23 protein-coding genes and 4 pseudogenes are annotated in these 25,906 nt (G+C 42.2%); 13 read left to right on the forward strand and 14 right to left on the reverse strand.

The features are described 5' to 3' along the window. Nucleotides 1–59 precede the first annotated feature (59 nt). From PLE7327_RS06310 to tnpA, 3 genes are all read right to left on the reverse strand, one after another. Nucleotides 60–215 carry a hypothetical protein gene (locus tag PLE7327_RS06310; RefSeq protein ID WP_015143025.1) on the reverse strand — a complete coding sequence of 52 codons (156 nt, stop codon included), beginning with the start codon at nt 213–215 and terminating at the stop codon, nt 60–62. Further along, on the reverse strand, nt 205–522 hold the full coding sequence (locus tag PLE7327_RS26390; protein ID WP_015143026.1) for a DUF4258 domain-containing protein: 318 nt from the start codon (nt 520–522) through the stop codon (nt 205–207). Before PLE7327_RS26390 ends, PLE7327_RS06310 begins: the two co-directional genes overlap by 11 nt. Before the next feature lie 132 nt (nt 523–654). Continuing rightward, complete coding sequence (tnpA, locus tag PLE7327_RS06320; RefSeq protein WP_015143027.1) at nt 655–1,056, reverse strand: IS200/IS605 family transposase; 402 nt, start codon at nt 1,054–1,056, stop codon at nt 655–657. Nucleotides 1,057–1,102: 46 nt separating this feature from the next. Here tnpA and PLE7327_RS26395 point away from each other — a divergent pair. Next, nucleotides 1,103–2,278: pseudogene (locus tag PLE7327_RS26395) on the forward strand (RNA-guided endonuclease InsQ/TnpB family protein). On the opposite strand, the gene PLE7327_RS06335 reads toward PLE7327_RS26395, so the two are convergent. The 5 genes from PLE7327_RS06335 to PLE7327_RS06355 all read right to left on the reverse strand — a co-directional run bounded on the left by PLE7327_RS06335 (nt 2,275) and on the right by PLE7327_RS06355 (nt 5,759). Next, nucleotides 2,275–2,514 (reverse strand): hypothetical protein, encoded by a 240-nt coding sequence (locus tag PLE7327_RS06335; protein WP_015143028.1) that lies wholly within the window; start codon nt 2,512–2,514, stop codon nt 2,275–2,277. The pseudogene PLE7327_RS26395 and the gene PLE7327_RS06335 overlap by 4 nt on opposite strands. Nucleotides 2,515–2,578: 64 nt before the next feature. Next, nucleotides 2,579–3,160 (reverse strand): Uma2 family endonuclease, encoded by a 582-nt coding sequence (locus PLE7327_RS06340; protein WP_015143029.1) that lies wholly within the window; start codon nt 3,158–3,160, stop codon nt 2,579–2,581. Between the two features lie 71 nt (nt 3,161–3,231). Next, nucleotides 3,232–4,476 carry an ornithine--oxo-acid transaminase gene (gene rocD / locus PLE7327_RS06345; protein WP_015143030.1) on the reverse strand — a complete coding sequence of 415 codons (1,245 nt, stop codon included), beginning with the start codon at nt 4,474–4,476 and terminating at the stop codon, nt 3,232–3,234. 788 nt (nt 4,477–5,264) lie between these two features. Further along, nucleotides 5,265–5,507: a hypothetical protein gene (locus PLE7327_RS06350; RefSeq protein WP_015143032.1), complete on the reverse strand. Its 243-nt coding sequence runs from the start codon at nt 5,505–5,507 to the stop codon at nt 5,265–5,267. 39 nt (nt 5,508–5,546) lie between these two features. Next, nucleotides 5,547–5,759, reverse strand: coding sequence for a chlorophyll a/b-binding protein (locus tag PLE7327_RS06355; RefSeq protein WP_015143033.1), 213 nt, complete (start codon nt 5,757–5,759; stop codon nt 5,547–5,549). A gap of 505 nt (nt 5,760–6,264) precedes the next feature. Here PLE7327_RS06355 and PLE7327_RS06360 point away from each other — a divergent pair. From PLE7327_RS06360 to PLE7327_RS06410, 11 genes and pseudogenes are all read left to right on the forward strand, one after another. Continuing rightward, nucleotides 6,265–6,840 (forward strand): glycosyltransferase, encoded by a 576-nt coding sequence (locus PLE7327_RS06360; RefSeq protein WP_015143034.1) that lies wholly within the window; start codon nt 6,265–6,267, stop codon nt 6,838–6,840. A 57-nt stretch (nt 6,841–6,897) separates the two neighbouring features. Continuing rightward, nucleotides 6,898–9,612: a DUF4114 domain-containing protein gene (locus PLE7327_RS06365; protein ID WP_015143035.1), complete on the forward strand. Its 2,715-nt coding sequence runs from the start codon at nt 6,898–6,900 to the stop codon at nt 9,610–9,612. 5 nt (nt 9,613–9,617) lie between these two features. Further along, nucleotides 9,618–10,483 (forward strand): annotated as a pseudogene (locus tag PLE7327_RS23180) (IS5 family transposase). 24 nt (nt 10,484–10,507) lie between these two features. After that, nucleotides 10,508–10,879, forward strand: a pseudogene (locus PLE7327_RS06375) (calcium-binding protein); the annotation flags it as partial. 484 nt (nt 10,880–11,363) lie between these two features. Continuing rightward, nucleotides 11,364–11,576, forward strand: coding sequence for a type II toxin-antitoxin system VapB family antitoxin (locus PLE7327_RS06380; protein WP_041391903.1), 213 nt, complete (start codon nt 11,364–11,366; stop codon nt 11,574–11,576). Then, nucleotides 11,563–11,981: pseudogene (locus PLE7327_RS06385) on the forward strand (PIN domain nuclease). Before PLE7327_RS06380 ends, PLE7327_RS06385 begins: the two are co-directional and overlap by 14 nt. A gap of 196 nt (nt 11,982–12,177) precedes the next feature. Next, entirely contained in the window at nt 12,178–13,197 is a 1,020-nt protein-coding gene (locus PLE7327_RS06390; protein WP_015143037.1) for a sugar transferase, read from the forward strand. 544 nt (nt 13,198–13,741) lie between these two features. Further along, nucleotides 13,742–15,304: a glycoside hydrolase family 5 protein gene (locus PLE7327_RS06395; RefSeq protein WP_015143038.1), complete on the forward strand. Its 1,563-nt coding sequence runs from the start codon at nt 13,742–13,744 to the stop codon at nt 15,302–15,304. A gap of 302 nt (nt 15,305–15,606) precedes the next feature. Then, nucleotides 15,607–16,017, forward strand: a complete 411-nt coding sequence (locus PLE7327_RS06400; RefSeq protein WP_015143039.1) for a hypothetical protein — start codon at nt 15,607–15,609, stop codon at nt 16,015–16,017. A gap of 100 nt (nt 16,018–16,117) precedes the next feature. Beyond that, complete coding sequence (locus PLE7327_RS06405) at nt 16,118–17,005, forward strand: sulfotransferase (RefSeq protein ID WP_015143040.1); 888 nt, start codon at nt 16,118–16,120, stop codon at nt 17,003–17,005. Nucleotides 17,006–17,013: 8 nt separating this feature from the next. Further along, nucleotides 17,014–17,988, forward strand: a complete 975-nt coding sequence (locus PLE7327_RS06410) for a glycosyltransferase family 4 protein (RefSeq protein ID WP_041392903.1) — start codon at nt 17,014–17,016, stop codon at nt 17,986–17,988. Here PLE7327_RS06410 and PLE7327_RS06415 read toward each other — a convergent pair. From PLE7327_RS06415 to PLE7327_RS06420, 3 genes are all read right to left on the reverse strand, one after another. Next, nucleotides 17,972–19,075, reverse strand: coding sequence for a YeiH family protein (locus PLE7327_RS06415; protein WP_015143042.1), 1,104 nt, complete (start codon nt 19,073–19,075; stop codon nt 17,972–17,974). The genes PLE7327_RS06410 and PLE7327_RS06415 overlap by 17 nt on opposite strands. A gap of 56 nt (nt 19,076–19,131) precedes the next feature. Continuing rightward, entirely contained in the window at nt 19,132–19,263 is a 132-nt protein-coding gene (locus PLE7327_RS26125; protein WP_015143043.1) for a hypothetical protein, read from the reverse strand. A gap of 266 nt (nt 19,264–19,529) precedes the next feature. Then, nucleotides 19,530–20,807 (reverse strand): hypothetical protein, encoded by a 1,278-nt coding sequence (locus PLE7327_RS06420; RefSeq protein WP_015143044.1) that lies wholly within the window; start codon nt 20,805–20,807, stop codon nt 19,530–19,532. A 110-nt stretch (nt 20,808–20,917) separates the two neighbouring features. Here PLE7327_RS06420 and PLE7327_RS06425 point away from each other — a divergent pair, with 110 nt between their 5' ends. Continuing rightward, nucleotides 20,918–22,072, forward strand: a complete 1,155-nt coding sequence (locus PLE7327_RS06425) for an RNA-guided endonuclease TnpB family protein (protein WP_015143045.1) — start codon at nt 20,918–20,920, stop codon at nt 22,070–22,072. A 1-nt stretch (nt 22,073) separates the two neighbouring features. Here PLE7327_RS06425 and PLE7327_RS06430 read toward each other — a convergent pair whose 3' ends face one another. The 3 genes from PLE7327_RS06430 to PLE7327_RS06440 are packed head-to-tail and all read right to left on the reverse strand — an operon-like array spanning nt 22,074 to nt 25,848. Next, complete coding sequence (locus tag PLE7327_RS06430) at nt 22,074–23,501, reverse strand: hypothetical protein (protein ID WP_015143046.1); 1,428 nt, start codon at nt 23,499–23,501, stop codon at nt 22,074–22,076. Then, entirely contained in the window at nt 23,501–24,529 is a 1,029-nt protein-coding gene (locus PLE7327_RS06435; protein WP_217523338.1) for a polysaccharide biosynthesis/export family protein, read from the reverse strand. The genes PLE7327_RS06430 and PLE7327_RS06435 overlap by 1 nt, the downstream gene beginning before the upstream one ends. A 38-nt stretch (nt 24,530–24,567) precedes the next feature. After that, nucleotides 24,568–25,848 carry a lipopolysaccharide biosynthesis protein gene (locus PLE7327_RS06440; RefSeq protein WP_015143048.1) on the reverse strand — a complete coding sequence of 427 codons (1,281 nt, stop codon included), beginning with the start codon at nt 25,846–25,848 and terminating at the stop codon, nt 24,568–24,570. Nucleotides 25,849–25,906: the final 58 nt, after the last annotated feature.

Consider the following 25,906-nt stretch of genomic DNA (forward strand, 5'->3'; position numbering starts at 1 on the left):
AGGAGTCTCAATAACACGATCTGGTTCTTTCCCATTCGCAATGAGCTGCTGTAAGTTTTTCACAGTGGAAGGAGAAAAAAGCGCTCCCCAGTCTCCTCATTTACACGAGCAGGAACGTTCTCGACTATGTAGAACTTGCCATTGAGTTGTAGCGTATAAGTTACTCTATCATCAACCAGGAATTCTTCTAGGAATTCTTCACCCTTACTCGTCATTTCTATGACTTCTCCTCATTGTAAAGTTGTTATCCCATCGTTCAGGGTTAGGTTCGTACACCGCAATAATTTTAATAAGAGGTCGAGTATAACAGCTAAACTTGATATGAATTGGGCGTTGAGCTTGTGTCAAGCCAAAAATAAGATAACTTGGATTATGCTTATCATTGGAATAGTCTCTAATTAGCTGTCCATTAGCAACTACCTCTTTAATTTCATTGATTTGAATCTGATGCGTTATGAACTGCTCCACAGCATGATTGGAAAACTCAAATTTATTGCTAGTAACCTTTCGGCGAATTTCCATAATAGGGTGATTGAATAAACCCAGATAAGGGGCGAGTAACCCAAGATATGCATAGGCCGCTGCATTACGAGCCGTGATGGGTAAAGCCCCTGAATTCTATTCAGGAGATATAAGCGAACAGGATGAATTTATTCATCCATGATGGGGGTCATTAATGTATTCCAAAACTTTCTGAGTACTAATTTTTCCAGTCGTATCAAACATATAAGAGTGTGTCCACAAGCTAGGCAATCTTAACAATTCTGGAAACTCTTGTCTTAGTATTTGTGACGATCTCCCCTTAAAAGCTTTAACTACTTGAGAGATTGAATGATGCGGCTCGTATTCAACTAATAAATGGATGTGAGCTGGAGCAACTTCTAATGCCTTGATAATCCATTTCTTGTCATTGGCAACAGACTGGAATATCTCAATACATCGAAGCTTCAAGGGTTCATTGCTAGCAAAAACCCTTCTACGTCTACACGGTATCCCAACCAAATGAACAGTAGCTAATCCAACAGCGTGATTGTAGTGATTATCAACAGTTCTCATGTAGATGATTATTGATTATCTAGATAGCTAATGGTATCATACCCCTATGAAGACACTGAAGTTTAGAGCTTCTATCAACACAAGCGGAACAGATACCTTAAGCGAATGATTAATGCGGCTGGGGGAATCTACAACCATTGTATTGCTCTCCACAAACGCTACTACCCTATGTGGGGCAAGCACTTAAACTGCTCAAAACTTCAGTCTTATATTGCCAAGTTGAGAAAACGTAATCCTTTGTGGCAAACAGTAGGATCTCAAGCAGTACAGGATATCTGTCAACGCATTGATAAAGCCTAGCAGTTATTTTTTAAGCACAATAAAAAGGGAGTTAAACCACCAAGTTTTAAGAAGGTCAAGAAATACAAATCCTTCACCCTTAAGCAAGCAGGTTATAAGTTCCTGGGTGGCAATAGAGTCAAAATTGGTAGTAGAGTTTATCAATTTTGGAAGTCCAGAGAGATTGAGGGAACGGTCAAGACATTAACCATCAAACGCACACCGTTAGGTGAGTTATTTATGGTCATTGTTGTTGATGGTAGTAATCGAGAAGTCGAACGCCAGTCGCCACAAGTCGGGGAACCCGCCCATGGCGCTGGCTCAGTTAAAATGGGTAAAATCGCTGGCTTTGATTTTGGATTAAAAACATTTCTCACCGGCTCAGACGGAACAAGAATTGAGTCTCCCCAATTTTTCAAACAGTCTCTAAACGCTATCAAGAAGGCTAGTAAGCATCTCTCTAAAAAGCTAAAAGGATCATCTAATAGAGAACGAGTAAGGAAGAATTTAGTACGCCAGTACGAAGATGTTTCTAATCGTCGGCGTGATTGGTTTTGGAAGTTAGCCCACGAGTTAACAAATAAGTTTGATGTACTTTGCTTTGAAACTCTCAACTTCAAGGGAATGCAACGTCTTTGGGGCAGGAAAATATCTGACGCTTGCTTTGGGTGAGTTCCTACGAATTCTTGAATGGGTAGCCAAAAAGAAAGGTAAATTAATTGTATTTATTGACCAATGGTATCCATCTAGTAAGACTTGTGCGTGTTGCGGACGCGTTTTAGAAAAGTTAGATTTGTCCATTAGAGAATGGCGCTGTCCATCTTGTCAGTCAATTAATGGTAGAGACGACAACGCATCTCAGTTAATTTGTGCAGTCGGGGCATCGACTGTTGGGTTAGGTGATGTAAGACCGTATGAAACTGCAATCGCTGTTGGACCCTAGAATCCCCGCAATTCAATTGCGGGGATTATGTCAACAGGATTAAACCAAAATGCTACAAGAAATTCTCTCAATGCTTCATCAGTGTCATTGTCTAGCTCTAGATCGAGTTTCTTTTCTGCTTGGCGAGCGATGTGGATAGCTCTAATCTGACACAGAAGTATCTGAGCAACTAAAGCACTCTTTATAGGTAAAAAAAGATAAAGAACTAAGAGTAACTCAGGAATTTTAGGTTTCATTAAAATTAGTTACCTAATTCTGAATCCCTGTCCTCAAGATAATCTATCTGAAGTCCAACGTCAATCAAAGAATTTCACTTAAATCTAAAATAAATCCAGGTAAGACATCTTCTCCTGATAGAGTTTGAGGATTATTTAAAATCTTTACTTGTTGCCCAGAGCGATATATTTCTACTGTTTTTGTATCGGGTTCGATTAACCAACCAAGTTGAACGCCATTATCTAAATATTCTTGCATCTTTGCCTGTAAATCTTCATATCGTTGATTTTTTAAATCACTAGGACTTATCAATTCAATCACAAAATCAGGAGCAAGGGGAGGAAAGCCATCTTGTTGTGCTTGAGTTAGTTGATTCCACCTTTCTAATTTAATCCAACTAGCATCAGGACTTCTTCTCGCACCATTGGGTAAAGCAAATACTGTAGAAGAATCAAATACTTCTCCTGTACCGTCTCGATCTGCCCAGTTTCTTAGTTGCTGGGTTAAACGGCTATTCTTTCTTCCTGCTGTTCCACCCGTCGGACTCATGATAATTAATTCTCCATCTTTAGTTAACTCCATTCGTGCTAGTTGTTCGGCTTGTGCTAGTTGCTCGAATTGTTCTGGAGTTACTCGAAATCCTCTAGGAATAGTAATGGTTTCCATTTTTCCCTTTGTAACTAATGTCTTTGATTATTATTGTAAATTGGCATTTTCTGCTGTTCAACAGCATATATTTACACTGTCAAGATTTTAGAGATTCTCTCCATTGCCCAATCTATTTCTTCAGTAGAAATTACTAAAGGTGGAGCAAAACGAATCACGCTATCTCGCGTCTCTTTGGCTAATAATCCTTCTTTGGCTAAGGCTTTACAAAAGCATCGCGCTCCGCCAGCTTCTGGATGTAACTCTACCCCAATTAGCAAGCCTTTCCCCCGCACTTCTTTGATATAAGGGCTATTTAGCGATCGCAATTTTGCTTGGAAATATTCTCCGACAATTGCAGCCCTTTCTGATAATTTTTCTTCGACAATAACATCCAAAGCAGCATTGCCAATCGCAGCAGCTAGAGGATTGCCGCCAAAGGTACTGCCGTGATCTCCAGGGTTAAAGATTCCTATCACTTCTTCAGTAGAAATAAAGGCAGAGATGGGATAAAATCCCCCCGATAAAGCTTTTCCTACCGTGATGCCATCTGGTTTGACATCTTCGTATTGATGGGCAAACATTTTACCCGTTCTTCCCAATCCAGTTTGAATTTCATCCAAAATTAGTAAAACTCGATTGTCTCGACAGATTTGTTCGGCTGCCTTTAAAAATCCCGCAGGCGGAACAATAATTCCTCCCTCTCCCTGAATTGGTTCGACTAAAAAAGCTGCTGTATGGGGTGTAATTGCTTTTACAAGAGCCTCGGCATCGCCAAAAGGAATGACTTTAAACCCAGGAGTAAAAGGACCAAAACCCTCTTTATACTGAGCTTCTGTCGAAAAACTAACGATCCCGATCGTCCGTCCGGCAAAGTTATTATCGCAGACAATAATTTCTGCTTGATTTTCTGGTATTCCCTTGATTTGATAAGCCCATTTTCTGACAGCTTTGAGAGCAGTTTCTACCGCTTCAGCACCGCTATTCATCGGCAAAACTTTGGGCAATCCAGAAATTTGAGCCAGCTTTTGATAGAATGCTCCCAACCGATCGTTACGAAAAGCACGAGAAGTCAAAGTAACTTTGCTAGCTTGTTCTACCATTGCTTGCAAGATTTTGGGATGACAATGACCTTGGTTTAAAGCCGAGTAAGCACTTAGAAAATCTAAGTATTTATTACCTTCTATATCCCATACCCAAACGCCTTTTCCTTTAGCAATAACAACGTCTAGAGGATGATAATTGTTTGCTCCATACTTTGATTCTAGGTCGATGTAATCCTGGGTCTTTTGAGAGGGAATTTCCCGCTTTTGCAGGAGAATATTAGTTATTGACATAGTTCTTAATTGTTTCCTAGATATTCGAAAATTAGACAAGAGATGTTTAGGCTGTTGTTTAATATCAAGTTCGCTTCAACAGTTAAAGGTAATGATTGACGAGGAGACTGGGGGACTGGGGGATACGGAGAGAATTTATTTTAAGTGATTATCAGAACTTGATATAAGGTATTGAGTCTGAATAATCGCGAGTACAGGTGTAGATTTGAGTTAGCTAATTTACCGGCAACTTGCGACTATATTTTTTTGAGAGCAAACTAAAAAGTGGGATTTAAGGTAATAGCTAATAGCTCTTAGCTACGAACCTTATTCCTATCGGTTTCATAGTTTAGATCGGCAACGCCCTTTGTAGAGAAGAAACTCGCCATCTATCAGAAATAGCTTAAATTTGTTGATGCGATGTGAAACCAGTTACCCATTCTGTCTGAATGTAGAATTTGGCTCCGACAAAAAGTGGCAGTAAAAATTGCCAGGGTTTTCTCAAAACTGATAAAACGCTCATCCGTTCCTCGCGGATCGAACATTATTAATACTTTTCTAAGAAGGTATCATCTCTTATTCAATTTGCAAATCCCATAGGGGGGCTTTTGTTAAGAATTTAGTTAAAGTCTATCTTACTGAAGATACTTGATAACGCTGCAAGCGATCGCGATCGCGTTTAATTCTAAATCTGATTCTCATCACTATTGCGATCGCAACAAACAAAAAGAGAATAAATTTCCTGGAAATTAAACCTAAAAAAAGTCCTAGTCAGTAGGACTAGGACTTCATTCACCGTTGGCATTAATCTAGGCAACCTGAGTAAAAAACAGACCCCAAATAATCCCGGCTACTCCTATAGCAATTAGGAGATTGTTGAAAAATCGTCCGAATTCTCGATTGAATCCTAGAGATTTGTCTTCATTACCTGCCGTGAAGAACAACGACCAAGCTTGATTAGCATCTAATTTCTCGAAATTATTGAAATTAGAGCGAAAGACGACGGGAGCAAATAAATCTTTGTTGGCAAGAACGTCAAAATCAGTTTTCATCTTTTTTCTCCAAGTTTTCCGAGTTAAATTTTCCAAAATCTACAGACTGGTTAACCATCCAACGATGCCATGTCCGGTAATTATTTCGAGGACTAAAAGCGAGACGAATCCAATCATTGCCAGGCGACCGTTAAGTTTTTCGGCGTATTCGGTAAAGCCAGCTTGAACGGTTTCATCAACGTACATTTTGGGTTCGACGGCAAAGTTGTTGAGTCGGTTGCCTTCTTCGATTTTGTATCCGCGTGCTGTCATCGTTTTTTTCCTGTTACTGTCCTTATGTAAATAAATATAATCTTTTGTAAAGAAATATGTAAATAGCTTGACAAAGATTCCGGGGTAGTAATCGCCGACCCAAGAGTAGGGTAAACCCTCCTCAGAACCTAGGTCAGGCAAAGAGATAAATTAGGTAAATAGCCTCAGCAATTCGCTCCCGTTGGTATCCCGACTGACGATCTGATTTTGGCGATCGCTTGCTGAGTTTCTGTCCAGCGATCGCCTTTCAGATTAACCCGCACAAGGTATTAGCGAATATTGATTCTCCTTGTCAACCCACGACATCGATTGCCCAAAATAAGCTTTCAAAGGTACTTGATTAGCTGTAAATCACTTAACCTTTTAAGCTTTTTTCTCTAAATCAGACAAAAGTTAGACAAAAGTTAGACATCTTAAAAGCTTCCGCAGGCGCGATCGTAGATCGACGAACTAGATACTGATCGATATAGAGAATTTATTCCAGTTCGTTGAAGGTTAAATAGTCATGATTTTAGTCACAGTTGGTACGGAAAAGTTTCCTTTCAATCGCCTCATGCAGTGGGTTGACCTCCTCCTTAAAGAAGGTTTTATTTCAGCAGAAGAAGAAGTTATCGTTCAATATGGTTCTTGCACTATCGTTCCTGACAAAGTTAAAGGCTATTTCCTACTGCCTACTAATGAATTTCAAAATCTCCTCAAAAAGGCGCGTTTAGTTATCGCTCATTGTGGAGAAGGAACTATCGACGTACTAGCTAAAAATTCAGTGCCTTTTATTTTAGTTCCTCGCAGCGATCGCTTTGGCGAACACGTTGATGACCATCAAATCGAATTGGCAGAAGTTTTAGCCGAACAAGGCATTCCCATTGCCTATTGTCCTGGAGATTTAGCACGTTTTGTTCTCTCACCTCAAGCAGTTCGAGTTTCTAAGGTTCCTGCTGATTCTTATGCCTATGCTTCTTCTCTTCTCGACCAAAGATTTGGCTCCAATCCAGCGGCAGAAGAACCAGTTTTAGGCTGGCAGGATTATCTGTTTGGATTTTGGCAAAAACTAACTGTTAAACGTCCTATTTTCTCTAACTAATTTAAGTTTTTCAAAGCCTAAAAACTATTTTTAAATCTAATCAAAAAAGAAATAACTATGTCACAGCAACTAACATCTAATCCAGGTATTTTTACAGTCGGACAAGCGGGAATAGTCTCTTTAGATTTTCTCTTTGATGGAGGGGAATATCGCGGAGAATTAGCTATTTTTAGCTTAAAAGGCATGGAGAATTTAGAAGTCGGTTCGACAGCTTTTATTAAAGAAGCTGCGCGTCGTGCCCTCAGCAATTCTAAGTTAGGCTATGTCGCTATCTCTGACGAGACAGAAGGGGCAAAATTCAGTGCCAAACTTGCTTGGGAAAACGATTACAATGCTGGCACTTATAAAGGGATCAAAAGCTTTACCATGGATGCAGGCGATCGCTTTGCTATCATGTTAGTTCCTCAGGGAACAGTGCGGGAACTCTACAACAATCCTGCTCGCACCGACAATCGCCGTCCGCTGTTTTCCATTAATACCGCTAACCCAGACAACGCCACTCAGTTTTATCAACTCAATGATGCGAAGGGAATGGGCAATACCTTAGTCTTTGAAGATAAAACTATCCCCAACGGTTCGGATCGCGATTTCAACGATATCACTTTTCAACTCATCGGCGCGACGGGAGAAGCCGCCAGCGTAGATACAGTTATGCCTGCGGGTTTAGACTGGCGCAAGACAGCAGTGGGCAAGCAAATTATCGACTATGCTAGTCGTCCTACCTACGAAACGGGAGTCTTTCGCGTCGATGCTAGCGGACAAGTCGGTATCGATTATCTCTTCGACGGGGGAGCTTATCAAGGGGAATTGGCAATTTTCAGCCTCAAGGGGATGGAAAACCTGAAACTCGACTCCCCAGCTTTTGCCCAGGAAGCGGCACGGAGGGCTTTAAGCAATTCTACCCTGGGTCATGTCGTCATTCAAGACAGTACTGACAAAGCTAAGTTCAGTGCCAAGTACATTTGGGAAAATGATTTTAATAGCGGAACCTATAAGGGCGCAACAACCGTTGCCATGAATCCTGGCGAGGATTTTGCAGTGATGTTGGTGCAAAACAGTACCGTACAGGATCTTTACAACAATATCAATAATATGTGGAGCAACGGTCGCTTGCCCATCTTTTCCATTCCCGCCGCCAATGGTTCTCCCAACAATCGCCAGATGGTGGACGTGACAGGTAAGGGCGATGCTTTTGCAATGGAAGACGTGCGTCTGAGTTGGGGAAACCAAGCGGATAGGGACTACAACGATATCATCTTTAAAGTGATAGGTGCCAAGGGGATCGCGCCTTTGATGAATCAAGAGATCGATCCCGGCCGGGACTGGAGTAAGTCTCCCGTCGGTAAAGAGATGCTTCAGGATATTACTCGTCCTAACTTTAGTGGTGGTGTCTTTGATGTTGGCGAAAATGGTAAAGTTCGCATCGATTTTCTCTACGACGGCGGTTGGTTCAACCAAAGCGAACTCGCGATCTTTAATCTTGATGGCATGGAACAATTTCAAGTCGGTTCCCAAGCCTTCATCCAAGAAGCGGCGAGAAGAGCATTGAGTAATTCTACGCAAGGTTATGTGGTTATTAAAGACGCGCTAGAAGGGGCGAAATTCTCTGACAAAGTGCCGTGGGAAAACGCTTTTAACAGTGGTGAATATAAGGGAGTCAAAACCTTTCAAATGGAGTCGAGAGGTCACTTTGCTTTCATGCTAGTACCGAATAACTCCGTCGCTGCGATCGCGAGTAATCCCAATTCGATCTGGCAAAACGGCAATATGCCGATTTTCTCCATTCCCGAAGCCAACGCCCCTAGCAAACCCATAGAGATGGTTAAAGTTGGCAACCGAGGAACATACGCCTTCGAGGACGTGCGGATGGATCGCGCTGTTTCTGATAAGGATTATAACGACCTCATTATTCAGGTTAAAGGCGCACAAAGCGATCTGCCTCTTATCGACAACCACATTAATCCCAATCGGGACTGGCGCAAGACAAAAGTCGGCACGGATATTACTAACTACGCCAACCGCACCGAGTTTGAAACTGGCGTTTTAATTACTGGTAGTACGGGTAGAGTCGAAGTCGAATTCCTCTACGACGGCGGTGCTTACAAAGGCGAAGTCGGTATTTTTAGCCTGGCAGGAATGGATAGCTACGAACCCGGATCCGAAGCTTTCATCCGCGAAGCAACCCGACGAGTACGAAGCAACTCAGCGCAAGGTTACATCGTCGTACAAGATTCCTTAGAAGGGGCTAAATTTACTGGCGGAATCGACTGGGAAGGCAACTTTAACCAGGGGAGTTTCCAAGGGATTAAGGTGCTGAATCTGAATCCGAACGATAGTTTCGGCATCATGCAAGTTCCTAATGGTACGATCGCGGAAGTCGCCAACAATCCCAAACTCGACGGTGCCAAACGCCCTCTCTTCTCCATCCTCGATGCTAATCCTGCCTACGGCTTCCAGATTGGCAAGATTGATATGGCGGGAGGATCGACTATTGTTTCTCTCGAAGACCAACGCTTAGATGGAAAGAGCGATCGCGATTACAACGATATCATCCTCCGCTTCAAAGGCGTAGAAGTCTCTGCCGATCCTCTAGATCGCGTAATGGCTTCTGGCAAAGACTGGCGCGCTACCGTCATGGGAGGGAAACTGTTTGATTACGTCAACGCGCGGGATAAAAATAACACTACTCCAGAAGCATTTGGCGAACAGTCAGGTCTTTACCTACACGGAACTCGCAACAATAGACCTCCAGCAAAAGTCAGAGTAAGTTAGGTAAAATAAAACCAAATTACAATTCGAGTTATGACTTACTCTCAAGTAAAAATTTAAAACCGACAGAGTTTAAACGGCTTTGTGGAGTATATCCAGAGACGTTTAAAGAGATGGTAAAAGTTCTAGAAGCCGAAAAAGTCTTACAAAAAAAACAGGACGACCAAATAAATTAAGCGCAGAAGACCAAATCTTAATGACTCTTGAATATTGGCGAGAGTATCGCACCTATTTTCATATCGGAACTAGCTGGGGAATAAACGAGACAACGGCTTTACGAATCACCAGAAAAGTAGAAGATATTTTAATGAAATCGGGACTTTTCAATCTGCCTGGGAAAAAAGCTGTTCAACCCCAAAATACAGAAATTGAAATTGTCGTAGTAGATGTAGCAGAACATGAAATAGAAAGACCGAAAAAAACAAAAAGCTTACTACAGTGGTCGGCAAAAGTGTCACACGATAAAATCGCAAGTTTTAGCTGACGCAAAAACGAGACAAATTCTTTGTATTGCTCATGAGAAGGGAAAAAGTCATGATTTTAAGATTTGGAAAAATAGTAAAATAGGAATCGAACAACAGATAGAATGTTTGGCTGATAAAGGATATCAAGGAATTCAGAAACTTCATCCCAACAGTAGAATTCCCAACAAAAAAAGCGCAATCAACAGTTAAGTCTAGAGCAAAAGAAGTTTAATCGTAAGTTAGCAAGTGAAAGGATTGTAATTGAAAATATTCATCGCAGTCTAAAAATATTCAGAATTCTTTCAAGTCGATATCGCAACCGAAGAAGACGGTTTGGGTTGAGATTTAATTTGATTGCTGGCATTTATAATTATGAACTTCTTTCCCACTCCAATTATGCGATCGCGTAACACTTTTGCAGGAGGTCTAATGATACGCTACAGGGAAGCGCAGGCAATGACTACTTAGGAGGTCGAGAAGGAAACGACATTCTCATTGGCGGGAAAGGAAGCGATATCCTGGTCGGCGGTGCGGGTAACGATACCTTCAAATTCACTTCTTTGCAGGATGCTGGCGATATCATACGCGATTTCAGTGCGGGCGATCGCCTCGACCTCGGCAGCCTATTTCTCTCTCTCAACTATCTAGGTTCCAATCCGATTGCAGATGGCTACCTGCAATTTCAACAAGTAGGTGCCGATACGCAAGTTTTCATCTCTAGCAACGGAACTAATGCTGACTGGGTGCGTTTGGTAACAGTTAGTAATGCGATTGCATCTACTTTGGCAAGCAATACTGTGTTTTAAAACTTACACCAGTCGCCTTTGTTTGTACGTTAAATTGCTTAAGTAGTTAGTTTCCGAGAGAAGATAATAGATCTGTGTTGGATGCACCGACTGCAACCAATTTTGGAAGCAGCATTGGGAAAAGAGCAATCAACAAGTATTAGTTCTCACTCACTCAAGAGAAGGAAAAATACACAACAAACGACTTCATGACTGTGAAGATCTTATTGGTGGGATTCCTGATGAGATTTCCGTATTGCGAGATTCAGGATTTCAGTAAGATATACATCTTATTATATCTGTGGAGACGGTATTTAAAAGTTTTTGATAAGATTTTTGAGGTTCGTTGAAGCGTAACATCTATCAATAAGCCTTGAGGTGCGCGAACAATCGATCGAGTTAAAAAGCAAGGGCAAAATTGTGCCCACATCGAAATTGTCATAACTGCTAGATATACTGATTCTAGGACTACTTGTCCCTGAAAACAATCACCTTTAGCCAACTCATGCAAATCACTCTCAATCTCGATGACTCCCTTGTCAACGAAGTGTTTTATCTTACTAACCTCACAACCCACGAAGAACTAATTAACCTTGCTCTACAAGAACTTGTTCGATCGCGCCGCAAGAAAAACCTTCTCGATCTCGCTGGACAAATACAGTTTGCTCCAGATTTCGACCATAAAGCCCTGCGCGAAACTCGTCATGCTGCTGATTGATACGTCTGTTTGGATCGGCGTGTTCCGCGATCGTAGCGATCGAGTTCGTCAGCAGCTTCAAACCCTTATCGACGATCGTGAGGTTTTACTCACTCGCTTTACTCAGCTTGAATTGCTTCAAGGTTGCCTAAATGAAAAAGAGTGGACTCTGTTATCCACCTACCTTGAAACACAAGATTACATCGAACTCAGAGATCGTTCCTGGCAAGCGGCTGCGCGGATCTATTACGATCTGCGTCGCCAAGGACTTTTGGTTCGCAGTCCGATTGATTGCTGTATCGCTCAAGCTGCTTTGGAGCACGATCTACTCACGATCTACTTTTGATTCACAACGATCGTGACTTTGAAACCATTGCACAAGTGCGACCTCTCCAACACTTCTGCTTTCGACCTAGCGATGACTGATATTCTTGAGCTTGCAATCATCTAAGACTCGATCGCACTATTTTAGCTTTTGAGAAAATTTGACAATCTTAGACACAAGTTAGACAAATTACATTCTTTCGCAAGCGCGATCTTAGATCGGCGACTGAAATACTAGACAGTATAGAGAAATAGAGAAAAAAAATTTGAAACTGTTGAAATTTCAGCTAGGAAAAACATGACTTATTCAGCTTTAAATAACGATTGCTATCTTATTAACTGCGATTGCCCTCCGGACAGCGCCACGAGTGGCAATCGCGCTTGCTTAATTCAACTCCCCGAACGCTTCACGCTACCTGAAGCCAGTTTATTAGAAAAAAAATTTAAAAGTATTATTCACGCTAATTCTACCTCTAAAAAAATTATTCTAGATTTTGCTCAAACAACCTGGATTGATAGTAGCGGACTGCTTTGTCTGAAACAACTTGTTCGAGTGGCTTCAACTGTTGGAGTTGATATAGTGAGTTGGAGTTTTTCTCCTCAAATTAAAACGCTTTTATCTCGTTCTGGATGCGATCGCCTCTTCGAAAGCGAGTCAGAAACCGAAGCAATTTGGCAACAAGAAAACAGCCAAAATCGGGCGATTCATCCTTCAGTTAATTCTCGTATCAAGCGTTTATTTGATATATTAGGAGCTTTAGCTGGTTTAGCGATTACAGCAGTTATTTTTATTCCCATTGCGATCGCGATTCAATTAGACAATCCTGGCCCGATTTTTTACAGTCAAATCCGTTGCGGTTACATGGGAAAACCTTTTCGGATTTGGAAGTTTCGATCGATGGTTGTTAATGCCGATCGCCTACAAGAACAAGTAGAAAACCAGACGAATAGCGGTTTTTTCTTCAAAAATAAAAATGACCCTCGCATTACTAAAGTCGGTCGCTTTTTAAGAAAAACAAGTTTAGATGAATTTCCTCAATTTTGGAACGTCCTTAAAGGAGAAATGAGTCTGGTGGGAACGCGACCTCCAACTATCGAAGAAGTTAACAAATATGAAATTTCTTACGGACAGCGTCTCAATATCAAACCGGGGTTGACGGGGGAATGGCAAGTCAATGGTCGCTCTAAGATTGTAGACTTTGAAGAAGTGGTGCGTTTAGACTTAAAATATCAACGAAATTGGAGTTTTCTCTACGATTTTAAACTTATCCTTAAAACAATTATTGTCATTTTTAGCAAAGAAAGTGGCGCTTGTTAAGATTCTTACAGAATGTCTTATTGATATAGATAGCTGGTTGAGTGACAAAACTCAAATTTCCTTCACCCCAACCCCTCTCCCAGAGCGGGAGAGAGGCTTTCCACTTAAGACTTTTGCCTGAAGTCCCTTCGCTCCTTGTGGGAGAAGGGATTTAGGGATTAGGGAACAAAAATTTGTCAGTCAACCAGCATAGATAGTTTAATTTTTTTTCTAACTAACTAAATTTATTGATTTTTTAAAGCTTGTATTTTTAAAAGCTTGACAATTTGTACAGTCAAGTTTTTCGGGAATGATTGGCGAACAGGACATATGCGCTTACGCGCACGCTACGATGAGCGCACTACATACCTAACTATGACTAATTCAACGAATTTAATATTACAAATTCTAAAAATCCTATAGATAAAACATACGTATATTCTCGCTTATCTATTCTTATTTGTAAATTTAACATGAAAATATCAATTCAATAATTCATTTCTCGAAAGAACCAAAAATTTCTTGGTTCTTAGAGAAATCTATAAACTTCAAGCCTATCGACAATATGACTTCGGTTTTATCAAATTCCTTAAACCCACTTTCCGAAACACCTATCGCGCGGTCAATTCCCTTAGTTTTAGAGCCAGTTTCCGATCTCAGCGCTTCCACTTCTAGAAACAGCAAACTTTTCAATAGTAATCAAGAAATCACTCTGACTCCAAAAAATACTTCTATTACTCTAGCACCAGAAGAGATTAAATTATCTGAAGATTGGGAACAAGATCTTGTTGAATATTGGGAGTCGTTTCTTTATAACGATCCTCTTGTTAATTATGCCAACTTAAGCAAGCAAAAAGTTCAATTATTTGAATTGAATCAAACGCCTTTAACTCCTAACAATTCTACCTCACTATCTCCTGGTCAAGGATTCCAAATTATTGGCACTAAAATATACGATCCCAACGGACAAGAATTTATTATAAAAGGCACCAATATGTTTGCCTGGGAGCGAACTTCTAATGTCAATTCCTATCTAAATACTTGGGGTTTTAATACTATTAGAGTTCCCAATTATTTATTAGGTAGCTATAATCAGCCGCATCCCAGTGCAGATGGCTATGCTACTAACCGTCAAATTGTCGATGCTTTTACCAGTAGGGGTGCAGTTGCTATATTTGACGCACACGATCGCATTGGCAGATATTACGATGGAATGGAATTTGAAGTTCTCAAAAACTATTGGCGCGACATGGCGCGGCAGTTCGGTAACAATCCCTACGTTTGGTTTAATTTGCACAACGAACCAGGCAATGGCATTGCCAATCCAGACAAATGGGTTAATTACCACCGCGAATTAATTAATATTATTCGTTCTGAAGGTGCTAATAATATTGTCGTTGTGGATGGCGAAGCTTGGGGACAAGACTATCGGACTCAGACCATTCCCACTGCTGCCAATCGAATTATGAATGGCAATACCAATGTCCTCTTCTCAATCCATACTTACGACCAGTGGAATGGCAAAGATATCGGTCAATACTTCGATACCGTACAAAATCGAGGCATTCCGATTATGGTTGGGGAATATGGATCTACAAACGCAGGACGCAGTACTTTAGATGCCAGTCGCCGGATGATGGCAGCAGCACAAGAACGGGAGATTGGCAGAATTGTCTGGGTAGCTAAAGCTAATGACCTTAACGACCTTACCACTGGTCCAGGAGGACACGCAGAGTATTTTAACGGAATCAACACGGAAATTCTAACTGATTTAGGAAGACTGGTGCGAAATGATTTGCAGAGAATCGAGATTTTAGAAAGTCTTCCAACTGCTTCCTTACAACAAAATCAACTATTGGCAAGCAGTAGTGACGATCTTCTAGTCGGTAATAGCAGTGAGACTCTCGTTCAAAGTAACGCCAACGATTCACTTCTTAGTAGTAATAGTACAGATGGCTTATCTGGCAGTCAGGACTATGAAATTCTCGCTAATGGTTATGGTCATTATTTTCCTGTTGATGACTCATTCGACTTGAGTATTGGTAGTGCTCAACTCATAACTCTATCCGATTTCCAACAGGATAGTATGTTTAACAGTGAAACTATTATGCAATCATGCCATCAGTAGCGATCGATCTCTCCAGCAACTAACCCAAAAATCAAAATTTAAGAACATGCTCGCTTTCTCGAAAAGCGAGTTTTTTTCTCTAACAAAAGTTGAACACAAGTTAGACATATTAAAAGCTTTCGTAGGCGCGATCGTAGATAGAGAAACTAGATATTGGTAAACATCAAGGCTATTTCATTCTAGTAGCCAGGGGATAATTTTTTTCTAAGATGCTAAATTCCGCTGAAACCAACTGAAATATTTGTGCTAAGAAATTTATTGCTTGGCGAACTCAAGTCAGAATCATTTTAAGGAGAAAATTTATGTATGTAGATTATGATTATGCAAATAATAATAATCAAGCTAAAATGGCGATCGCGCTCTATCTAACTACGGCAATTCCTTTAATAGTGGGAAGTCTACTTCTGATAAGCGGACGATCGCAGATTAATATGAATCGTTGGACAATTAGAGGAGTACCAGTCCCGATTATTCTAGAGTTCTTAAAAGATGAGACAGCTAGAAAAGCTTATTTCCAAGGTAATAAAAATCTTCTCCACGATCGCCTCGACGAGATGGGAGTAGAAGAAAAAGTCAAAGACTTTTATCGCGAGCAAATTCCTAACGAGTACGCACTCGATCGCCACATTCACCAAATTTTTTATAACAACACTGGATATGTCGGCAAAGCTTATAAAGTTAACTCGCAAGGAAATTTAGTTAACAAAAATTAGTACTAACCTGTTATTGAAGCAGAGTTTTTGGGAACTCTCTCTATAATTACACCTGAGCGATCGCTCCGAGTGACTAAATAGTCTAAAATCTAAAATCGCAATGACACTACCCAATTTTCTCATTATTGGTGCGGCAAAAGCAGGGACGACCGCTTTGCATACGTATCTGCAACAGCATCCGCAGATTTATATGACCCCTGATAAAGAAACTAATTTCTTTGCTTTTGAAGGCGAACATCTCAACTTTCAAGGACCTGGCGATGAAGCTATCAACCAGTTTTCTATTATCGAGCTAGAAAGCTATCAGGCAGAGTTTCAAAACGTCTCTGATGAAAAAGCGATCGGAGAGGCTTGTCCTCTCTATTTGTATCATGCTAAAGCACCAGAACGCATTTATTCTTATATTCCTCATGTGCGTTTAATTGCTATTCTTCGCCATCCAGTCGATCGCGCCTATGCCAATTTTCTCCATATTATTCGTGACGATCGCGAACCTTGTCGAGATTTTGCTCAAGCATTGCAGCAGGAAAAGAAACGCATTGAAGACAATTGGGAATGGTTTTGGCATTATATTCAACTCGGTTACTACTCCATACAACTTAAACGCTATTATGACATCTTCGATCGCGAGCAAATCCGAGTCTATTTATACGAAGATTTATGTCAAAATCCTTTGGCTTTAATACAAGATATTTTTTGCTTTCTTGGAGTAGATAAAACTTTTGTTCCTGATATAAGTATTCGCCCCAATAAATCGGGAATACCTAAAAACTTACTCGTTCATAAATTGCTTACAAAACCCAATCCTATCAAATCTATTCTCAAACCATTATTTCCCTCTCAACTTCGTCAAAAAATTCAACATCAGAATTTAAAAACGCCTAAAATTTCTTCAGAAACAAAGGTATTTTTAACCAATCTTTATCGCGAAGATATTCTTAAATGCCAAGATTTAATCGATCGCGATCTTTCGGGGTGGCTAAATTAAAAATTTCGATGAAACCTAAAATTTTACATCTTATTGGTGATAAACGTTCGGGTGGATCGAATCGACTGGTTAAACAGCTAGTCGAATCAAAATTGCGCGAAAATTTTGACTTTTTGGTATTTAGGCTAGAAGAAGCAAAACCTCAATTAAAAAATCTCAAACCAGATATCATCATTTTTCACTATCCCTGTGCTTGGAAATATCTTTTAGATCTTTTTCTACTCAAAAAATACAGTAAAGTTTTTATTTACGATCACCACTATTGCGAAGGATTTGAACGAGAACAAGTGCCTTCGCTTTTTCGCTTTCATCTCATGCTGCGGCTAGCATATGGTTTAGTCGATGGAGTGTTGTGCGTTTCTCAAGCACAGCATCAGTGGATGTTAGCTCGTCGATTAGTCTCTCCAGAAAAAGTGAGGGTGATTTCACCTGCTTCTGCAATGGATGAGATGTTAACAATTCCCTCAAAAATGCCCAGTTGCCCTTTGATAATCGGTGCTTATGGACGATTTGCCAAACAAAAAGGATTCGATCTATTACTGAAAGCATTTGCACTGCTTCCGCCAGAACAATTTCAGTTGCATTTAGGCGGATATGGACCCGATGAAGAGCAAATTAAAGAATTAGCTAGAGAATTGCCCCATGTCAAATTATTAGGAACCATTACTGACGTTCCTGCCTTTCTTGCCGCTTGCGACGCGATCGCGATTCCTTCTCGCTGGGAACCTTGGGGATTAACTTGTTTAGAAGCAAAAGCCGCCGGAAAACCCGTAATTGCTACTGCGGTTGATGGGTTGTGCGAGCAAGTTCGAGACTGCGGGGTATTAGTACCTGCCAACAATGTAGAAAAGTTAGCGGATGCGATCGCATCTTTACCCGAATATAATTTAGAAGCTTGGGGAAAGACAGGGAGAAATTCAGTCATTAATGCTTGGGAAGAATTTTGCGATCGCACCCAAGAATTTTTTATTTGGGTAAGATGAGGTTAACCAATCCCAAGTAATTCATTAACACCACTAGGGTAAGCATCGCATAACTAACTATCAGCTTCGCCATTACGGCAGTCATCACAGGACCTACTCCCAGTTGGCGGAGCGAACGCAAATTAATGTTTAACCCTACACCAGCAAAGGCAAGTAAAAAAGCCCAGCGCGATAGATTTCCCAGACTGACGAGTTGCTCCTTACTAAAAGCACCAAATGTTCCTAAAAGAGAGATGAGAAGGAACGCTAGCACGAACTTGGGAAACTTTTGCCACAGAAAAGAGCGTTTGTTCTCAATATTTGATGCCTGTCCCCGCCTCGCCCAAAAGAGAGTAAAACCAAGAACGACAAAACCGATTGCTGCATTGCGAGCCGTCTTCACCAACATAGCAATCTGAGTAGCCCCTTCGGAATAGAGAGCGCTAACCGTAGCAGTTGTAGCCGTGTTTTCCACGACTAGACCAGTCCACAAGCCGAATAGAGGCGCTTCCAAATCACAGAAGTGCCCGATCGCGGGATAGACTAATAGTCCGACTGCTCCCAGTGCCAAGATAATGGCGATCGCAAAAGCTGCTTCGTCATCTTCGCTCTCAATCGCTCCTTTTCCAGCAACGATTGCCGAAACTCCGCAGATTGAAGAGCCGATAGCGAGTAGGCTAGCTAGCTTCGGTCCAATCCCAAAAAAACGACCGAGACCCATTGTAATAGCAATAGCTAAACATAACTCGAATGCAACCAGCACTAAGCTAACAGCACCAAGTTTGAGAATATCTCCCAGGAGAAAACGAGCACCGAGCAACGCAATTCCGACTCGCAGCCAAAATTCGTAGGTGGCTACTCCAGGACGAAAAATTTTCGGAATTCCCACGGTGTTGACGATAATCGTGCCAAACAGAATTGCCCACAGCACGTATTCGATATCGGGCAACGTTAGATCGTGCGCTTTGCCATAGTCTTTGATGAACTGTTCGAGTAGCTTGCCCAGGTAGCCTAATCCAAACAGGAGCAAAACACCTGGAAGCCGACGCCATAAAAACTGGGGCAAGAGTTGGGAAAGATTCTGAGCAAATGAGGTGGTTTTAGCCATAGTTGTTATCACTTACTTGTAATTTTCAATTACAGATCGGTAGTTCTCAGCCATCATCACCAAGGAACGTTGATTCCTAGCAGCACTAGCACTAACAAAGCTAGCGCCGTCAGCACTGCCGACCAGTCTTGGGAAAGCTGAGATCCTTGCGTGGGAAGTCGTTTAGACGTTGTCTGTTCGTTTGCCATTTTTAAAACTCTATGAAAAAACTTTATGTGTCCCTAATGTACCCAGATCTCGAAACGGATTTACAATATGAATTCATGTAAATCTATAAAAAATCAATAATTTTCCCTAAAAATAAGAATATTTAATTTCTCAGCCAGCGATTGAAATCGCCGTCTCAAAGCTTAATTCTCTTCAAAGAGAATTAATTTAAACCAACACCATCCCCCAAAAACAATCGATTAAAATCGATTTTCACTATCGGACAGAGAATGAATTCTCCGTCTTCCTAATTGCGAATTGGCATAAAAGCCATGCCCATGATGACTAAACCCGGCCAAAACAAATAGGCAAGAATCTCCAAATTTTCGCCAAAAGTGTAGAGGAAGAGAATAAAAAGGATAGTCAATCCCGTCTGTGCCGTTTCAGATTTCTGTGCCTTCACCAAAAGAACTAAAAAACTGAGTGCCATAGGAATAGCCAGTGCCAACAATCCAACAATTCCTTTCACAAACAGCAACCCGTACCAAGTGTGATGGGAACCGATGGGCATATATTCTACGAGATGAGGGCCAGGCTCTACTACCCCATGTCCCCAAAGGGGAGCTTCGGTTTGCCATCGATAGCCAGCAATTTCTTTGAGGGTTTGACGAACTCGCGTCGATTCTGCTCTCGCTTCCTTAAATTTCGTCCAGAAATTATCCAAAGCATTCAGCAGTAGGGGCGAGAGTATGCCGCTAATTGTGGTAGCAATTCCCAGCAACATGAGAACGAGCGGACGGCTCAGTCGAGAGAAAATAAACGTAAATAGAGGCGTTAAAACGATACAAACTTGCGCTAAGCGAGATTTGCAGATATAACACATCACCACAGAGCCTATGATGCCAAACCAACGCCATTTTCGATTTTGCTCTCGCAGCGCTAAGGCAAAGTAAACATTGCCCACAAATCCCAAAGCTGGACCCCAAGGCGTAAACAAGCGCTGGCGTATCTGTCCGTCAAAGTCTACTTCGTATAAAGACACATCAAAAAAAGTCGTTCCCGGCCCTCCTACCGCTTTGAGGGGAGAAACATATAAAATTTCTGGCAGATGGAGAATCGGCGCGACAATTAATAAAGGCAAAAGCAAAAGGGTATGAAAGCCAATAATGCAAGCGCCTCTGTAGATAATTTGCGGTCGAATTTGCAAACAGCCTGCAAGGGGATATAGAGCGAGTAACGCCCATCCTTTTGCCCAACCAATGGAAGATTTAATTATCAAAGAAGTGGGTAAGTTAAAGTCGAGATGACCGATAATCAGAGCAACTTCCATTACCAGCATCCCGACGATCCAAATCCAAGCCAGTAAAGGAATCGCGATTTTTTGACGCTGAGGTGTTTCCTCTGTTTGCAACCAAAGCTTTAAGAGAACGTAAAACCCTAAAATCCAGCCCAAAACCGAACCGACAATATACAGTCCGCCGATGAGGTAAAAGCCGTAAGTCCAAACCATACCAAACCAAATCAGCCGTTCTGGAAAATTTTCTGGACAAATCTTTTCCTCATTTATGGAAACTATTTCGCTCATCTAGTTTCGGCGTGGAGACCCACTGTACAGGCTTTTGCCTTACCGTGGGAGGAAACGCCGCCTCCACATACAGGTTTACCAGCCGATCTCGGATGAGATAAAATAGGGCTATGACACAAGCCCTGTTTGTAAGATGCAAGTTGATAGTCCCTGTTGAGTTTCGCCATCAAATTGACGAAACACTCTCTGGATTTGCTGCTGCTTGCAATTACATTCTGGATGTGGCGAAACAAGAAAAGTGTTGGCATACAACTAAGCTTCACCACAAAGTCTACAAAGCTACTAGGGAGCAAACTGGGCTGAAAGCCAACCATGTCTGTCAGGCTATTAGACGGGTTATTGGCAATGCCAAAGCCGTTAAACAGATTCACAAATTTAGACCTACCAGTATTAGTTTGGATGCTCGAACATTCAAGTACGTTGAGGAGAAGCAACAAGTAGGAATAACCTTGAAGTCTGGGCGAGTTAATTTCGGCTTGGCAATTGGCGGTTATCAAGTTGCACTGCTTAGAGGTCAAGTTCCGACCAGTGCGACATTGAGCAAAACTAGGGGGGGAGATTACTACATCAACATCGTGGTAGAAATCCCTACTCAACCCACGGGTAAGACTCCTAAAGTTTTGGAAGTTGACCTTGGTATTCGTGACACTGCTACCACTAGTACGGGAAAATTTTGGGACGGGAAACAACTTAGAGAAACCCGTGCAAAATATTCTCGCGTCAGAGCGTCTATTCAATCCAAACGCAGCAAGGCCTCTAAAAGATTGCTTCGCAGGCTCTCTGGGAAAGAAAGACGCATGATGGCTTGGGTTAACCACAATATTAGCAAACAGCTTGTAAACGATGGGTCCAAACTGGTTGCAGCTATTGCTTTTGAAGACCTTACAGGGATTAGGCAACGAGCTATAGTTAGGAAGTCTCAACTCCGAGAGCATAATTCGTGGGCTTTTTACCAGTTGAGACTGTTTACAGAATATAAGGCTGCTGTTGCTGGTATTCCAATTGTGTTGGTTGACCCCAGATATACATCTAAGACCTGTAACTGTTGCAAGGTAATTGGCAACCGAGACGGCAAAGTCTTTCGTTGTCTGAACTTGAATTGTGGTTGGACTGGAGATGCTGACCATAACGGAGCTTTGAATATTTCGGCTCTTGGGGCTGCTGTAAATCAGCCTGGAATCTCGACTATGTTTTGTTCGTTGGAACAGACTGTGTTAGGGATCAAGCCGTCCCGCTACAACCCTGCGGGTTGTAGCGGCGGGTAGTTTACGCCACAATTTCTTTGAGGATTTTTTTCGTCGCTGTTGCTAGGGGATCGCGCCACCAGATTAGGGTTAGCGATGTCGTAACCAAAAGGGAGCCTAAAACCGCTCCTGCTAATACTAGCTTTGGTTTGGGGGCAGTGGGTTCTTCGGGTAAAGAGGGTTCTTCAACCATTTGGATGAGGGGAAAAGAGCCGAAGGGATCTCCTTTGCCTAAGTCCACTTTAGCCAGCGTCGAGGCAAAAACGGCTTCAGCAATTTGCAATTGTCGCAGGAGAGCATCAAGAACGGTCTCTTTTTGAGAGAGTGCCTGCAATTGAGTTTCTAGCTTTTGAACTTGTTGCGTCAGGGTTCTCACTTGGGCGGTTAAACCTTGATAATCTGATTCCAAAGTGACCAGTTGTTGAAAGAGTTGCGCTCGTTGTCCTCCCGAACCGTTGCTATTATCTAAATTTAGCCGCTCTAGGGTCAATTGCTCTACGGGTTTACCTAAAAGGGCTTTTCCTCTCTCTAGAAGGATGGCTAAGGCAGCTTCTTGTTGCTGTCGTGCCGCTACTACGTCGGGATAGTTAGGACCGCGATCGCTCAGAAGTGCTTTTAGGGTTGTCGTTGCTGTCGTGTATTCGCTGAAGCTTTTTTGAAACTGTTGGTCGGTTTGTAATACTAGAGCATCAGCCGCTTCCTGGGGAGAGAGTTGTAAGTTGACGGATAATTGTTTTAAACGACTGCCAAGTTGTTGCTGTTGGGCATAGGTTTCCGATCGCTGCTTTCGTAACAGTTCGATGTTACTAATTAATTCTTTAATTTGAGATGAAGAGTTAAGTCCGGATTCGGCTTTGTATTCGGATAAACGGCGCTGGGCTTCGGTGAGCTTTTTCTGCGCGTCGGACAGCGCTTGTTGGTTGGAGCGATCGCGTTCTGTTCGTTCGGTTTGCCGCAGAGAGTTAAGCTTTTCATTAAGTGCCCGATAAAGTGCTTGCAGTTTTTGTTGGGTTTTCTCTGGATCTTTCCCGTTGATGGCGATGCTGAGTAACGTGGTATTGTTGATGAGCTTGATGCGAGGTTCGCCAAATGCTTCTTGGGGAATATTGAGGGACTGAGCAGCAGCTTTAATGACGGTAGCGCTACTGGCAATAATTTTGTAATTTTCTCTCGGATCTGAGGAAGAACTGCCAAAAGCAGAAGCACTGGAAGTATAAGCTTGACCGATTTCCGGTAGATTGACGCTCACTCCAGGACCATTTCCTGCCACATTGAGGGTAGCTTCGCTCGTGTAGGTAGGAGGGGTGTTTTTCAAATAAACAATCGCGATCGCCCACAGTCCCGCATTGGCAAAGATGCCAACGATCGCATACTTCAAGAAGCGCCACCAAAGACTTCGTCCTACTGGCTTAGACTTTTCGTCAGTTAATGACTTGGGAATAATTGCCATTAATTGAAAAGGTTGCGAAACAGCAAAATGGGATTTAAAGGACTCAAGATATCGCCAATAGTGCGAAACAGATCTCTGGTATTCGTTGCCGACGAATCATAACAAGCGACGCTATCCTTTGGCATGAGCAAGGGATTCTCTTCATTATTATCGGAATTTCGCATTAAATCTTCAACGTCGCGCTCGATGGCGATGGTTTTTCCCGTAATGCGATCGGCTCTTACTAAAATAGCTTTTCTATCTTCACTAATATCCGTTCCTCCAGCACAGTTGGTTGCTACGACGGCGTGACTAAAGCGAGAGCCATAAGGAACGCTAATCCCTTCTTCGCGGTTGCTAACCGCTGCCGATGCGTTATTGGCGGCAGGAATGGTGAGATTGGAGACAAAGACCTTGATTCCTGGGGGTGTAATTTGAGAAGGACGCACCAACTCCGGTTGAAAACGATCCGCCCGAGGAACTACAATGCGATCGCCTGCTATCAGGGGTACGTCCTCTACTGGCTCTCCCGTAAAAACTCCTGATAAATCTATTATCGTCTCGCGATCGCCCCGAATGAGACGGACTTGACTGACATCTGCGGTCGGTAATACGCCTCCTGCCGCTCGAATCGCATTGGTTAGATGGCGACGAATGGGATAATTGCCCGTAATTTGCCGAGATTCGGGTGAAAATGCCGTATTTGCCTCGTTTTTAGTTTCGTTAATCAAAACTCGTCCGGGTTGAAAGGTTTCTCCCGCCACAGTCACTTGTATGGGCGCCCATTTGAGGACTTGAACGCTCAATTGCAATTTGTCGGGAAGAAAAAAACCTTTATCGCTCAAGCTTTGAGACAGTTTGGCTTGAATATCGGGCGGTTCTAATCCAACGACAGGTAAAGCGCCCAGATAGGGAATTTCGATCTTGCCATCTTGGTTGACTTCGTAAACGCCAACAAAATATTTATCATTAGGAATAGAAATTTCCAAGCGATCGCCTGGAGATATTGGTAGAGCTAAACTTGGCGACGACTTCAAAAATGCAACCATCAATATCCCGATTCGTAAAAACCAGTTTTTTTTCATCTTCAGCATTTTTGATACAATTTTTGACGCTTAAAAACATAACGGGTTGCCCAAACGGCAAACAAGGGTAAGAAAAGGCAATGAGTTAGTAAAACTGCCATCGCGACTCCTACACTCTGCCAATGAACGCCAATGAATAACCCTATCGTAAACAATCCAGTAAAAAGAAGATTCCAGACGAGATCGATTTCTGGCTTGTCTACGGCTAATAATAATTGGGAGGCAGAATCGGCAAACGGACGAGGAATTGCCGACAGACAAATTAAAATCAAAATAGGAACGGCAACCATCCACTTTTGACCGAAAATTAGGGGAACATAAAAAGGAGCCAGAAAAGACTGAAGCAGAACTAAGGGAATAATAACCAGCGCGATCGTTTTCAAGCTACTTTGATAGCGCCAGCGAAATTGAACCAGATTTGATCGCGCATCGCACAGATGCGGGAGCAAAGCTGATTTAATCGAGGAAATAATCCCAAAACTAATGCCAAAACCTGCATTAAAAGCAAAATAATAAATTCCCAATGCTTCAATACTGAGAAAGCGTCCGACGATGAGGTAGTCTAGGTTGGCACGCAGCGTATTGAGCAATTCAACGCCTAACACGCTGCGTCCAAAACGCATTAATTCCCTCCAACGCGTAGTTGTAAATTGTCCCTTGGGTCGCCAGGAATGATTTTTTAAGATACCGTAAACCCAGATAGGAGCAACTAGCATCTTTGGTAAAACGATCGCCCACATTCCCAATCCAGCAATGGCAAAAACTGCTGATAAAATATTATCGGTGCAAACTTGAAGCATATCCGTCAGCGCGATCGCCTTAAAGCGCCCTTCTCGTTGAATCAGCGCCGCCTGTACCATTCCCACGGGAAGTAAAAGCAAATTGAACGCCATCCCGCAAATAGGCACAATCAAGTTATTGTCGCGGTAAAACCAAGCAATAGGAAAGGCCGTCAGACATTGAATGGCAAATAACCCGATAAAGATTGCCCAATTCAGCCAATACGCCGATTGAGCCAAGTTTTCAAGTTGTTTTTCCTCTACTTGAATCAGTCGAATGCCAATTCCGTTGCGCGCGAACACCCGGATAAACTCATTCGTCGTGAGAACGACAGCCGCCAAACCGTAGTCATGGGGGGAAAGAAAGCGAGCTAGAATAATTGTGGTTATCAAGCGCGAAACTCGGATAACTGCGCCCGAACCTCCTAACCAACCGACATTACGGGCAAAAGGACTGTCTAAGGTTTTGAGTTGGGTTGCGATCGCTCGAAATGAAATTTTCACGTCACTGTTATTCGTGAAGTTTGCTCGCTATTGAGTGTTCCCATTTCGATCGGTAGAA

Origin of the sequence: Pleurocapsa sp. PCC 7327, from assembly GCF_000317025.1 — a bacterium.
Classification (GTDB): Bacteria; Cyanobacteriota; Cyanobacteriia; order Cyanobacteriales; family Microcystaceae; genus Hydrococcus.